The following is a 13,225-nucleotide window of genomic DNA, read 5'->3' as shown; positions in this document are numbered from 1 at the left end:
CTTGATCGACGTCGACGACACCTCTCCCGAGACCCGGACCGACGAGGTCGAGGGCGATTCCGACGAGGTCGTGCCGTTCGTGCTCGGTGGCCGCGTCCGCATCACCGGACGCGGCGTCGTGGCACTCGCGGCAGTCCTCGCCTTCGCACTGATTCCGGTGCGCGGCCTGCTCCGCGCGCCCGGCTCGTCCATGGAAGAGGGCTTCATGCTCGTCTTCCCCCGCCTCGTGCAACAGGGCGAGGTCCCCAACGTCGACTTCCTGCATCTCTACGGTCCGGGGTCTCTCGAGGTCCTGGCGGGCTGGTACTGGATCTTCGGCTACACGCTCGAAGCCGAGCGGGCGTTCGGGTTGCTCCAGAACCTGGGGATCATCGTCGCCCTCTACGTGCTGGCGCGCCCCTGGGGTCGCACGGCGGCCGTGCTCTGCGGTGTGGTGGCCTCGCTGCTCACGATGACCCCGATCGGTCTCGCCGCCCTTGCATGGCACGGCGCCGTGGCACTGGTGCTGTGGGCGACCGTGTTCGCCATTCGTGCCCGTCACACCGAATCGTGGCGCTCGTGGGCGGCGGCGGGTGTGCTGGCCGGGTTCGGCATGTCGTTCCGCCCCGACATCGTGGTGGCGGCCTCGGCGATGCTGCTCGTCGCCGGGTGGGCGACCCGTCGATCCGCGTGGAAGCCGGTGGTCGTCGGCGGTGTGGTGGGGCTCCTTCCCATGTGGATCCACCTGGTCGTCGCCGGACCGGCCGCGGTGATCCAGGGGATCATCACCGATCCGGTGATCGAGCTGCGACCCGGCCGTGAGCTGCCCAGCCCGCCGTCGTTCGGTGAGATCGACGGCGCTCTCCAGGCCGTGGCGGAGGGATTCCCTCCGGCCTGGCCGCTTCCGGCGCCTGCGGCGAACCATCAGCTGTTCTTCTGGTTCTTCGCCGTGGTGGCGATCGCCGTCGCCGTGCCTGCCGGCGCGTGGCTGCTGCGTCGCCGCCACGGTTCGAACGACCAGATCGATGCGTTGGCGATCGCCGGGGTGTTCGGCCTCGGCATCCTTCCTCAGGCTCTCCAGCGACCCGACTCGACCCATCTCGCCTGGGTCGCGATGGTCTCCTGGCCGCTGCTCGCGGCGATGATCACCCACGTCGTGAGCCGCCGCATCCCGGCGATCGGCCGAGCGTCGGTCCTGTCCGGCGGGGCCGTCGTGCTGGCGTTGATGCTGGTCGTCAGCCCCTTCTACACGTACCGCTACTACCTGCTGAACACACGCGTCGCCGTGGGAGACCTCCCGCTTCCGTACCTGGTGGAGCGCGACGGCCGCAAGTTCTGGTTCGGCAACCCCGAGGTGGCCAATGCGCTGATCGCGATGATCCCGGATCTCGAGGCCCGCAGCGACCCCGGCGACAAGCTGGTGGTCGGCACCGCCGACCTCAGCCGCACCGTCTACAGCGACGTGTCGATCTACTTCCTGTTCGACGAACTCGATCCGGCCACGTACTTCATCGAGATGGATCCAGGCCTCGCCGACGCGGCAGGGTCGGGCCTGGCCGAGGACATCGAGCAGGCCGATTTCGTCGTGCTCACCAACTTCTGGTCGGGCTGGTTGGAGCCCAACACCTCCGTGAAGCGCCAGTCCCAGGAGCACAACCAGGCCGTCGCCGACAACTTCTGCCTCGTCGGCCAGTACGAGTCGAATCTGTTGCTGCTGTTCGAACGCTGCGAAGGCGGCGGTGGCATCAGTGGCGCCGACGTCGAGGGCATCTACCCCCAGATCCCGGTCCCCGAGGAACTCGCGTCGACATCGAGGTGAGCGGTGAGTCTCGGTCGGCGCCAGGGCGACGCAGATTCACCGCTTCCGTGATTGCGGGTTGGGCGGTGAGTCTCGGTCGGTGCCAGGGCGACGCAGACTCACCGCGGAGGGGTCAGCGGTCGAGTTTGCGCCAGACGACGCCGGGGACGATCCGCAGGATCGCGAACACGTACCGCAGGATCCCCGGTGCCCACACGACCGACTTCTTCGACCGGAGCCCGGCCGCCACGGCCACAGCGACGTCCTGGGGGTCGCACGCGAACGGCGCCGGGTCCAGGCCGTCGGTCATCGCCGAGCGCACGAATCCTGGTCGCACGGTCATCACGCGGGCACCGGAGCCGACGAGTGAGTGGCCGAGACCGGTCGCGAAGGCGTCCTGGCCGGCCTTGGTGGCGCCGTAGACGAAGTTCGAGGGCCGCGTCCGCACGCCGGCCACGCTCGACAGCACGACGAGCACGCCGTGACCCTGCTTGCGCAGCTGTGTTGCGACGGCCAACCCCGAGCTGACGGCGCCGGCGACGTTGACGTCGACCAGGTCGCCTGCCTCGGTCGGTTCGGTGTTGACGGTGCTGCCACCCAACTGGCCGAACGCCTGGATCACGACGTCGAGGTCGCCGTGTTCCGATGCGATCCCCTCGACGAACGCGGCGTGCGAACCGTGGTCGGTGGCGTCGAAGTCGACGGACACCACGTTCGCGCCGGTCGGCAGCCCGTCGATCGTGACGTCGCCGCCACCGCGGTGAGCGAGCACGACGGTCGTCAGCGACGCAGAGCCGAGCTCACGCACGATCGCGTGCGCGATGTCGCTGCGTCCACCGAGCACGAGGACGGTCTGGGGTTGATCGAATGCGTTCATCATGCTGGTGTCGGGTCCCGTTCAGATCAGATCGAGTCGTCGGGCCTGGTCGCTGGCCCAGACCCCGTCCGGATCGACGCGGCGGCGGATGGTCTTCCATTCGTCGAGGCGCGGATACCCCGCGGCGACGACGCCGGGCGTGGCGAGGGCGTCCTTGGCCAGGTAGTGCCGCCCACCCACGCCGAGCACGAGCTCGTCGAGTTCGGCGAGCCACGGCCCGAGTCCGTCGACGCCGGCGGGAAGGTCGTACGTGAGGGTCCAGCCCGGCTTCGGGAAGCTCAGCAGGCCGCCGCTCTCGGCGCCCATCCGCTTGAGTACGGCGAGGAAGCTGGCATGGCCCTCCTCGGAGATCTTCGTGATGATGGTGCGCATGGTGTCGATCGCCTCGAACGGAACCACGAACTGGTACTGGAGGAAGCCGTGGCGCCCGTAGAGGCGGGTCCACTGCCCGGCCATGTCCAGCGGATGGAAGAACCCGGTGAGCGACTCGGTCCCGTGGTGGTGCTTGGGGGTCTTGCGGTACCAGAGCTCGTTGAAGACGCGGACGGCGTTGCGGCTCCAGACGTTGATCGGTTGTCGCGGGATGTCGGGGAACACGGGCGGGTCGAAGTCGAGCGGGTCGACGGCGGCCTTCGGGTTCGCCTCGCGGAGTTCGTCGAGCGTGGCGTGGTTCCCCATCGAGAGCACGGAACGTCCGAGGTGCCTGCCGGTCGCCACGAGGTCGATCCACGCGACCGTGTAGCGGTAGAGATGGTCGCTGGCCTCCATCTTCTCGATCAGCGCGTCCAGGTTCGGGACCCGCTGCGTGTCGACCGTGCAGTGTCGTGTCTCGATCGGGATCAGCTGGAACGACACGTCGAGGATCAGGCCCGTCAGCCCCATCCCACCGATGGTCGCCCACCACAGGTCCGGGTCGCTCGTGGGGGTGACCGAATGGATCGAGCCGTCGGCGAGCAGCATCGTGAGCTCGGTGCAGTGAGCGCCGAACGAACCGTCGGCGTGATGGTTCTTGCCGTGGATGTCGCTGGCGACGGCTCCTCCCACGGTCACGAATCGCGTCCCGGGGGTGACCGGGACGAACCAGCCGAGCGGTACGATCTCACGCAGCAGCCGATCGAGGCTGACCCCCGCATCGACGCGAGCGATGCCCGTGGACGAATCGATGCGGATGGGATCCTCGCCGGGCTGGAGTTCGACGACCGTTCCACCGCCGTTCTGGGCGGGATCGCCATAGGAGCGACCGAGTCCGCGTGCGATCAGGCCGCGCTCCCCCACGAGTTCGCCGAGACCCGATCGAACGTCGTCGGCCGACGCCCGCACGAGTGTGGCCACCGACGGGGCGGTCCGGCCCCAACCGGTCAGTGCGCGCTGTTCGGACTCCACGAGGCTCCGAGGCTACTGGCCCATGTGCTGGACTGGCTGCGATGAGCGTGTTGCGTGTGGGGTGCCCGATGTGGGCGCACCGTCCGTGGGTGGGTCCCTTCTACCCGTCGGGCACCAAGCCCGGCACCGAGCTCGCGCTGTACACCACCTGGTGCAACGCGGTCGAGGGCAACACGACCTTCTACGCCGAGCCGTCGGTGGCGACCGTCGAGAAGTGGGCGGAGCAGTCACCCGACACGTTCCGGTTCGCGTTCAAGCTCCCCCGTCTCATCACCCACGACAAGCGACTCCACGACGTCGCGACCGAAGTCCGGTCGTTCCTCGACGTGATCGAGCCGCTCGGGGACCGCGTCGGACCCGTCCAGGTCCAACTCCCGCCGTCGTTCGGGCCCGACGACGTCGAGATCCTCCTCGGATTCCTCCGGCGGCTGCCGGCGGACCGGTCGTGGGCGCTCGAGCTGCGCCATCTCGGGTTCTTCGAGAACACCGCGGCCCGCGAGCGGGTCGACCGTGTGTGCACCGACCGGGGGATCGCCCGCGTCGTTCTCGACACCCGACCGTTGCACGCCGGACCCGTGGACTCCGATGCCGCGATCGAGGAGAAGCGCACGAAACCGGCGGTGCCCGTCCTGACCGACGTGGCGGGGCCGCACCCGATCGTCCGCGTGATCGGCGAGGATCGGCCCGACGGCACGATGGCCGGGCTCCTCGCCTGGGTGCCGCAGGTGGTCGAGTGGCTCGCCGACGGGCGCACGCCGTACGTCTTCGTCCACCAGCCCGAGAACCTCCACTCCCCCGGCCTGGCCCGGGCGTTCCACGCTGCGGTCGCCGACGAGGTCGACGACCTCGAACCACTTCCCGAACCCGCCGGCCAGACGTCGATGTTCTGAGCCGGTCAGACGTCGTCGTGCGTCCAGCGCTCCATCGCGTCGAGGTCGTCGGAGCGCGGTGCGATCACGAGCAGGACGTCGCCGGCGGACAGTCGGGTGTCGCCGTCGGGGACGATCGTGTCGTCGGCCCGGCGGATCACCGCCACGCGGGATCCGCCGGGAGGGGGCGAGTCACGCAAGGCGATCGCATCGAGCGGGGACCCGTCAGGGATGGTGATCTCGACCAGGTCGGCGCCCAGCGCATCGACCGGGACGATCTCGGGGCGAACGCTCGTACGCGCCTCGGTGGAGACGCCGAGCCGACGCGCGAGTGCGCCGACCGTCGGCGCCTGGACCGCGACGGACAGGACGACGACGACGAACGTGATGTCGAAGATCAACGAGCCGTCGGGATGGCCGGCGGTGAACGGGATGGTCGCGAGCACGACGGGAACCGCGCCGCGCAGCCCACCCCACGAGATGACGGCCATCTCGCGGATCGGCGTCTTCGACCATGCGAGGATCGACACGACGGCGAGCGGACGTGCGAGCAGGATCAGCACGGCGGCGACGAGGATCGCGGTGGCGAGGTTGTCGACCAGCCTGCTGGGGAAGACGAGCAGACCGAGGACGAGGAACAGCACACTCTGCGCCGTGGCTGCGAGCCCTTCGTGGAAGTACAGGACACCACGCGCCGAACGAGGGGCGCCGGCGAGGACGACACCGGTGAGGTAGACGGCGAGGAACCCGGAGCCCCCGCAGATGGCTGCGGTGCCGTACGAGATCGCGGCGATCGCCAAGGTGATGACGCCGAGCGACGACGCCGCAGGCCCCGTCAGCAGGGCGATCAGACGGCGTGCCGCCCACCCGACGCCGAGCCCGGCGACGACACCGAGGCCGAGTTGTGCAGCCAGGAAGACCGTCCAGTCCGCGGCCGAGGGGTCACCCCGCCACACTTCGACCATCCCGATCGTCAGCAGTACGGCCACCGGGTCGTTCATCCCCGATTCGAGTTGGAGCAGTCGTTGCGTCCGTTGCGGGAGGGGCTCGGAGCGCAGGGCGGCGAACACGGCAGCGGCGTCGGTCGACGCCACGACCGAACCGAGGAGCAGGGCGGTGACCGGCTCGAGACCGAGCAGCAGCCACGCGGATCCGGCGACGAGGCCTGCCGTGATCACCACGCCGACCGTGGCGAGGAACCCGGCGGGAATCCCGGCGGACCTGAATGCTCGGGGGTCGGTGCCCAGACCGCCTTCGAACAGGATGACGACGAGTGCGACGGTGGCGATGTTCTGTGTGAGGGCGGCGTCGTTGAAGCGCACCAGGGCGAGGCCGTCGTCGGCGACGAGCATGCCGAGGCCGAGGAACAGCAGCAGACTGGGAATCCGGAACCGGGCGGCCAGACCGCTCCCGACGACACCGACCAGGAGCAGGATGCCGACCAGCAGCACTCCCGAATCGACGGCGAAACCCGAACTCATCGTCGGAGCGTAGGGCGTCAGTACGGCCAGTCGCCCTTGACCAGCTTGAGGCTGATCAGCACCTTCAGGCCGACGTTCTTCGCGAACCACGGGAGCTGTGCGAGCTGACGACCGACGTTGCGGGCCCGGTCGGCAGGTGAGGATCCGAGGTCGGCCCGGTAGATCGTCATCGAGCGCGACCGTCCGACGTAGCGGAAACGGGTACCGAGGAGCAGGTGCCGCATGATCGCCAGCGTCACTCCGATCGAGGAGAACGAGTCGTGGATCAACATCGTGCCACCGTCACCGACCCGGTCACCCCAGGCCCGGATGTCCGCGAGCGCCGGCCCGTACCGGTGGGCGCCGTCGACGTAGAGCACGTCGACCGGGCCGGTGACCACGTCGAGTGCGGCCTCGGAGAACTCTCGAACGTGGTGCACCCGTTCGGCGACGCCTGCCGCGGCGAGGTTCGCCGTGAACACCGCGTGGTCGTCGGCCGCCTCGTCGGCGAAACCCTCGATCTCCTGGGGGCCACGGTCGTTGCCTGCGTGGGGGTCGATCGCGACGATCTCGACCGACGGGTCGGCCGCCGTGGCCAACACGATCGTCGAGCGGCCGCGGAAGCTGCCGATCTCGACGATGCGTCCGTCGTCCGGGCAGTTCTTCGCCGACTCGAACAGGGTGGCGCCCTGTCCCGGGCTCATCCAACCTTCCACGTCGGCGACGAGTTCCATCGTCTCCTGCAAAGTCTTCGTTGCGCTCATGCCGTGTACACCGCCACTCCGTAGATGATGATCCAGATCAGTCCTGCCAATTGCAACACCCGGTCGCTGGCGAACACTTCTTCGGGCGCCGATCCCTCGCCGCGTTCGAGTACCAGGAGGTACCGGAAGAGCGCTGCGATCATCGGCACGATCGACAGTTCGTAGAGCGGGATGTCCGTTCCTTCGGCCGTCTCGAACGCCCACACACAGTAACTCAGCAGCGCACCGGCGAGACTCGCCGACAGCAGCATCCGCAGGAACCCCGGCGTGTACGTGTCGAGAGTCGCCCGGGTCCCCGCTTCGACCCCGACCTCCTGCAACTCCGCATATCGCTTCCCGACCACGATGAACAGCGAACCGAACGTGACGCAGAGCACGAACCAGCGCGACATCGGAACGTCGACGGCGACGGCACCGGCGGCGGCGCGCAGGACGAATCCCGACGCGATGGCGAGCAGGTCGATCACCGCGACCTCCTTGAGCCAGAACGTGTAGGTCAGGGTCAGTGCGATGTACACGGCGATCACGACGACGGTCTCCCATCGCCCGGTCGCGGCAGCGACGGCGAGGGAGGCGATCGGCAGGAGGACCCCGAGCGCGCGACCGGTGCGGATCGACACACTGCCGCTCGCAAAGGGACGGTGACGCTTCGTCGGATGGATCCGGTCGGCCTCGACGTCCTTGAGGTCGTTCCACAGGTAGATGCCGCTCGCCGCGAGACAGAACGACACGAACGCGACGAGCGTGAGGCCGAGGTCACCGGCGTCGTCGAGGACGCCTGCGGCGCCGGGCGCGGCGAACACGAGCACGTTCTTCAGCCACTGTTTGGGTCGCATGGCCTTCAACACCGGAGGCATCAGGCCACCTTCCCGTCACGTGTGACCCAGTGGGCCACGTCGGCATCGGCGAGCATCTCGCGGTCCCCTGCGGAGTCGCCGTAGGCGACGAGGCGCACGCCCGATCGGTCACCCAGCCACTCGTGGAGGCGGACGACCTTCTCCGGACCTCGACAGTTGGGCCCGTCGAGAGCGCCGGTGACGACGCCGTCACGTACGTCGAGGCGTGTCGCCAGGACGTCGTCGACGCCGAGCAGTGCGGCGAGGGGGCGGAGGTACACCTCGAACGACGCGGACACGAGCACCGTCCGGTCCCCGTCGGCCAGGTGACGCTGGAGCACTTCGAGCGTGTCGGTGCGCAGCCAACGTTCGTGGACCATCTCGGCGAACGCCGCGCCGGCCGCACACAGGTCGTCGTAGCGCCGCCCGCGGAACGCTGCCGCCGCTGCGAGTGCCTTGAGACGGTCGCGGTCACGGCGGGCGATCACGGGAACGAGTCGGTCGGGGCGTACGCCGAGGCGTGGCACGATCCGATGCGTTCCGGCGATGCGACGCATGAAGGGCACCACGCAGTCCCGCGTCGTGATCGTGCCGTCGACGTCGAACGCCGCCACCGTGGGGAGCTGAGTCATGACGTGCGCGCCGGAATCTCGTCGAGGGCGTCCCAGAACCCGGGCCAACTCTTCGAGACCACGTGTGGGTCGGTGATCTCCAGCCCATCGACGGCGAGGCCGAGCACACCGAACGACATCGCCAACCGGTGGTCGTGGTGGGTGTCGAGTCGGGCGCCGTGGAGCATGTCGGTCGGTCGGATCGTGAGGCCGTCGGTCTGGACGTCGATGTCGGCGCCGAGCTTGCGCAATTCGGTCGCGAGGTCGCCGAGTCGGTCGCTCTCCTTGCCCCGGATGAAACCGACGCCGGTGATCCGGGTGGGCGTGGTGGCCTGGGTGGCGACCACGGCCACCGTGGGGACGAGGTCGGAGATGTCCGACATGTCGATGTCGATGCCCCGCAGCGGTGTGTCGCGACGTCGCATCACGACCGTGTCGGTCGCTCCGACCGTGAGGATGCACCCCATCCGTTCGAGCACGTCGCAGAAAGTGGCGTCGCCCTGCATCGATGATCGGCCGAGACCCCTCACGCTCACGGCGCCGCCGACGATCGCGGCCGCGGCGAGCGGGTAGCTCGCCGACGACGCATCGGGCTCGACGCGGTACGTGGTGGCCCGGTACGCACCGTCGGCCACCGTGATGTGGCGTTCGCCGACCGTGACGTCGTCGGCACCGAATGCGGCCATCACCGACTTCGTGATCTCCACGTACGGTCGACTGACGAGGGCGGTCGACAACCCGAGGGAGAGCCCGCCGCGGATCATCGGGGCGATCAGCATGAGGGCGGTGACGTACTGGCTCGACACGTCGCCGGGCATCACGATCGCATCGGCTCCACCGAGCGGTCCCGACACGGTGACGGGCAGGTGCCCCCACTGATCAGCGGGCTCGACTCGCGCTCCGAGCGAATGGAGCGAATCGTGGAGTGGACCCATCGGGCGCGAGCGCAGCGGGGGTTCCCCGTCGATCGTGTACGGGCCGGGCCCGAGGGCGGCGACGGCGGTGATGAACCGGGACGTGGTCCCGGCGAGGCGGGTGTCGAGTCTGATCGGCCCGACGGGAAACGATCCACCCGTTCCGATCACCGTGGCGACGAGCACCCCGTCGGTCTCCGCGACGCCGACCGGGATCGTCAGCGCCGCCAGGCAGTCGATCATGGCGTTCGTGTCGTCGCCGGGCGCCAGACCGACGATCTCGGACTCGCCTGCCGACAGCGCGGCGCAGATCAACGCACGGTTCGCGATGCTCTTGGACGGCGGCACCACCACGTCGGCGACCACGGGTCCGTTCGCTCGCCGGACGACCTGGACCCCGCTCACGACAGTGCCTGCACGGACGGGCGGAAGCCGCGGGCGAGGAGCCCACCACGGAACAGCTCGGAATGGTCCTGGTCAACCAGGACCACGAGGACGCCGCCGTTCGTGGCCGCCGAGTGGACCACCTCGAAGTTGGCGATGTTGACCGACAGTTCTCCGGCGAGTGCGAACAGCTCGGCGGCGGCCCCCGTCCGGTCGTTGATCGGGACGCGCACCTCGGCGAGGTTCTCGGGGTGCAGCACCCGACCCGGCAGGTTGGCGCGGGCCTCGCGGGCCCGGGTCAGCCGGTCGAGGATCCGCTCGCGGTCCCTGGCCCCGACCGCGTCGCGCATCTCGATCAGTTCGTCGATGAGGTGGGTCAGGGTCGCCACGATCGCAGCGTTGTTCTCGTCGCAGATGTCGAGCCAGATGTCGGGACGTCCACTCGCGATGCGCGTCATGTCACGGAAGCCACCCGCCGCCAGGCGCAGCAGTGTGGCGTGCTCGATGGAGCGGTCGGCCGCCAGTCCCATCAGCGAGGCAGCGGTGAGGTGCGGAACATGGCTGACCACGGCGACGATCTCGTCGTGGCGTTCGGGCGCCACGGCGACCACATCGGCACCGAGCGAGGCGATGATCGCGGTGAGCTGGGCGAACACGGCGTCGTCGGCGTCGTCGTCGGGCGTGAGGACCCAGATCGCCCCGTCGAACAGGTTGGCATCGGCGCCGTCGAGGCCGTCACGCTCGCTTCCCGCCATCGGGTGTCCGCCGACGAAGCGGGGATCGGTGATCGCCGCACAGATCGGCGCCTTCACGCTGCCCACGTCGGTGACGATGCCCGTCGTGGTCGTGAGGACCGCGGCGACCACGTCGCTCGCGCGCCGAACGGGCACGGCGACGAACGTGATCTCGGCGTCGGCGTCGACGCCGACGGCATCGATCACGTTGCGCTCGCGTGCGAGGACCACCACCTCGTCGCGATCGTCGGATCCCGACACGTGCCATCCACGCTCGCCGAGCGCGACGGCGAGCGATCCACCGATCAGTCCGAGTCCGACCACGTTGGCCCGCCGGGTCATCGAGGACCCTTCGTGGTGGCGACCGCCTCGACCATGGCATTGCGTTCGTCGATGGTCCACGTACGCCATGCGCCCGGCTCGAGCGAACGGTCCTGCATCGGCCCGATCCTGGTCCGCACGAGACGCGTCACCGGGTGACCGATCGCCTCGCACATGCGACGGACCTGACGGTTCTTGCCCTCGTGGATGGTGATCTTGAGGATGCCCGGCGAGGGTTGCGACACCTTCGCCGGAGCGGTGACCCCGTCGTCGAGTTCGACGCCGTCGCGCAACTGTCGCAGCTTGCCCGCGGACACCTCGCCACCGTCGACCTCGGCCAGGTACTCCTTGTCCACACCGTGGCTCGGATGGGCGATCCGGTTGGCCAGTTCGCCGTCGTTGGTGATCAGCAGCAGGCCCTCGGTCTCGAGGTCGAGACGCCCGATCGAGAAGACGCGTGGCTCACTCGGGACGAGATCGAGCACCGTGGTGCGATCGTGGGTGTCCGAACTCGTGGTGATCACACCTGCCGGCTTGTTCAGGACGTAGTACACGAGGCCGGGCTTGACGCCGATCGGCGCTCCGTCGACCTCGATCAGGTCGTTCTCGGCATCGACTCGACGACCGAGGATCGCCACCTCGCCGTTGACCGTGACCCGTCCTTGCGAGATCAGGTCCTCACACGTGCGTCGGCTGCCGAATCCGACCGCGGCGAGCACCTTCTGCAGCCGCTCGCCCTGGGGCAACTCGGCGCTGCGCTGCGCCATCTGCTCCCACAGGGGAGGCTCGGGGACGCGGTCAGTCATCCTGTTGTGGCCCGGCGGTCGTGATGTCGATCTCGGGGGTGACGCGCAAGCCGTGTTCGAGTGCCTCGACCACATCGGGTCCGGGGATGAACTCGGCGATCGCCGGCAGGTCGTCGACCGATTCCAGGCCGAGTTTCTCGAGGAAGGAGTCGGTGGTTCCGAACAGCATCGCCTGACCCGGACCGTCGTCGCGCCCGACCTCGTCGATGTAGCCACGCGCCTGCAGGGTGCGCAGCACGCCGTCGGGGTCGACGCCGCGGATCGCTGCGACCTGCGCCCGCGAGATCGGTTGCTTGTAGGCCACGATCGCGAGGGTCTCCAGCGCTGCGCCCGACAGGCGCGCCCGCTGGTCGTGGAGCAGGAACCGCTCCACGTAGGGTGCGAGGTCGTCGGCCGTCTGGTAGCGGATGCCGCCGGCGACCCGGACGAGACGGAACCCGTGGTTCTCCTGGCGGTACACGCCGGCGAGTTCGTCGCACCACTGCTCCACCAGGGCCGTGGGCTGCTCCAACAACTGCGCCAGCAACTCGTGTGGCACCGGGTCGTGGGCGACGAGAGCGATCGACTCGATGGCGCGCTTGTACTCGGCGATGCGCGCGGAACGTTCGGTGTCGTCGATGAACTCGTCGGTCATGGGTCCTCTGGAGCGGTTCGGTCAGCCGTCGTAGGCGTCGATCAGGATCGCGTCGGTGTCCACACCGTCGGCCGGGGCCCAGACGACCTCGATGTCGCCGAATCGCTCGGGCTGATCGAGATCGACGACGCCCTGTTTGAACAGTTCGAGCAGTGCGAGGAATCGCACGATGACCTCGATCCGATCGGTGAGATCGGCCGTGAGCCGCCGGAACGAGATGCGCCCGACCCGTGGGAGTTCGTCGAGGAGTTCGCCGACGGCGTCGGCGACGGTGATCTTGATGGGGTTGACGTGGAACAGGTCGATGACCGGCACCGGGCGCGGCGTGAGTGCCCGGATCGCCGCACGCTGCAGACTCCTCACGCTCGTGCCTTCGAGCATGTCCGGCAGCGCGGCCGCGAAGCGCTCGTCGGGCCCGACCGCACGCGGGAACGACATATCGGCATCCTCGGCCAACTGTGCGAACACCCCTGCGACGTCCTTGAAGGTCTTGGCCTCGAGCAGTCGGGCGAGGAGCATGTCGCGCTCCTCCCACAGTGCCAGTTCCTCGTCGAGGTCCATGTCGGTCGGGTTCGGGAGCAGCCGGCGCGCCTTCAGGTCGACGAGCGTGGCCGCGATCAGGAGGAAACCGGTGATCACGTCGAGGTCGAGGGTCTTGTCGGCCTGCATCCGCTCGATCTCGACCAGGTAGGCGTCGACGATCAGCGACAGGTTGATCTCGTAGATGTCGACCTGCTCCTTGAGGATCAGCTGCAACAGCAGATCGAAGGGGCCCTGGTACACAGGCGTTGCGACATCGACCATCGGGTCCGATCCTACCCGTCCCACCCGACAGGCAACGGATAGCGTTTCGGG

At 68.8% G+C, this 13,225-nt stretch carries 13 protein-coding genes; 2 read left to right on the top strand and 11 right to left on the bottom strand.

Going from position 1 to position 13,225, the window contains the following annotated elements; genetic code table 11:
* Position 1: 1 nt before the first annotated feature.
* A complete protein-coding gene (locus ABJK40_RS19445) occupies positions 2–1,798 on the top strand; it encodes a glycosyltransferase family 39 protein (RefSeq protein ID WP_348478210.1) in 1,797 nt (598 codons plus the stop codon).
* A 112-nt stretch (positions 1,799–1,910) separates the two neighbouring features.
* Here the strand turns inward: ABJK40_RS19445 and ABJK40_RS19440 are convergent, their stop codons facing one another.
* A complete protein-coding gene (locus tag ABJK40_RS19440) occupies positions 1,911–2,657 on the bottom strand; it encodes an SDR family NAD(P)-dependent oxidoreductase (RefSeq protein ID WP_348478209.1) in 747 nt (248 codons plus the stop codon).
* An 18-nt stretch (positions 2,658–2,675) separates the two neighbouring features.
* Entirely contained in the window at positions 2,676–4,037 is a 1,362-nt protein-coding gene (locus ABJK40_RS19435) for an FAD-binding oxidoreductase (RefSeq protein WP_348478208.1), read from the bottom strand.
* A gap of 41 nt (positions 4,038–4,078) precedes the next feature.
* On the opposite strand from ABJK40_RS19435, the gene ABJK40_RS19430 reads away from it, so the two are divergent.
* The gene (locus ABJK40_RS19430; RefSeq protein ID WP_348478207.1) at positions 4,079–4,927 is read left to right on the top strand and encodes a DUF72 domain-containing protein; all 849 of its coding nucleotides are present in this window, start codon (positions 4,079–4,081) and stop codon (positions 4,925–4,927) included.
* 5 nt (positions 4,928–4,932) lie between these two features.
* Here the strand turns inward: ABJK40_RS19430 and ABJK40_RS19425 are convergent, their stop codons facing one another.
* Genes ABJK40_RS19425 through ABJK40_RS19385 form a run of 9 tightly spaced genes read right to left on the bottom strand, consistent with a single transcriptional unit; the run spans position 4,933 to position 13,174 of the window.
* Complete coding sequence (locus ABJK40_RS19425) at positions 4,933–6,387, bottom strand: potassium/proton antiporter (RefSeq protein ID WP_348478206.1); 1,455 nt, start codon at positions 6,385–6,387, stop codon at positions 4,933–4,935.
* 17 nt (positions 6,388–6,404) lie between these two features.
* On the bottom strand, positions 6,405–7,130 hold the full coding sequence (locus tag ABJK40_RS19420; protein ID WP_348478205.1) for a class I SAM-dependent methyltransferase: 726 nt from the start codon (positions 7,128–7,130) through the stop codon (positions 6,405–6,407).
* A complete protein-coding gene (locus tag ABJK40_RS19415) occupies positions 7,127–7,987 on the bottom strand; it encodes a decaprenyl-phosphate phosphoribosyltransferase (RefSeq protein ID WP_348478204.1) in 861 nt (286 codons plus the stop codon). The genes ABJK40_RS19420 and ABJK40_RS19415 overlap by 4 nt, the downstream gene beginning before the upstream one ends.
* Positions 7,987–8,598: an HAD-IB family hydrolase gene (locus tag ABJK40_RS19410; protein ID WP_348478202.1), complete on the bottom strand. Its 612-nt coding sequence runs from the start codon at positions 8,596–8,598 to the stop codon at positions 7,987–7,989. Before ABJK40_RS19410 ends, ABJK40_RS19415 begins: the two co-directional genes overlap by 1 nt.
* The gene (aroA, locus tag ABJK40_RS19405) at positions 8,595–9,896 is read right to left on the bottom strand and encodes a 3-phosphoshikimate 1-carboxyvinyltransferase (protein ID WP_348478201.1); all 1,302 of its coding nucleotides are present in this window, start codon (positions 9,894–9,896) and stop codon (positions 8,595–8,597) included. The genes ABJK40_RS19410 and aroA overlap by 4 nt, the downstream gene beginning before the upstream one ends.
* On the bottom strand, positions 9,893–10,951 hold the full coding sequence (locus ABJK40_RS19400) for a prephenate dehydrogenase/arogenate dehydrogenase family protein (protein WP_348478200.1): 1,059 nt from the start codon (positions 10,949–10,951) through the stop codon (positions 9,893–9,895). Before ABJK40_RS19400 ends, aroA begins: the two co-directional genes overlap by 4 nt.
* A complete protein-coding gene (locus ABJK40_RS19395; protein ID WP_348478199.1) occupies positions 10,948–11,736 on the bottom strand; it encodes a pseudouridine synthase in 789 nt (262 codons plus the stop codon). The genes ABJK40_RS19400 and ABJK40_RS19395 overlap by 4 nt, the downstream gene beginning before the upstream one ends.
* Positions 11,729–12,370: an SMC-Scp complex subunit ScpB gene (scpB, locus tag ABJK40_RS19390; protein WP_348478198.1), complete on the bottom strand. Its 642-nt coding sequence runs from the start codon at positions 12,368–12,370 to the stop codon at positions 11,729–11,731. Before scpB ends, ABJK40_RS19395 begins: the two co-directional genes overlap by 8 nt.
* 21 nt (positions 12,371–12,391) lie before the next feature.
* Positions 12,392–13,174 carry a ScpA family protein gene (locus ABJK40_RS19385; protein WP_348478196.1) on the bottom strand — a complete coding sequence of 261 codons (783 nt, stop codon included), beginning with the start codon at positions 13,172–13,174 and terminating at the stop codon, positions 12,392–12,394.
* Positions 13,175–13,225 lie beyond the last annotated feature (51 nt).

Origin of the sequence: Ilumatobacter sp., assembly GCF_039969435.1 — a bacterium.
Taxonomy (GTDB): Bacteria; Actinomycetota; Acidimicrobiia; order Acidimicrobiales; family Ilumatobacteraceae; genus Ilumatobacter_A.
Note: the sequence above shows the minus strand (reverse complement) of the source record. Positions and strands in the feature narration are given on the sequence as shown.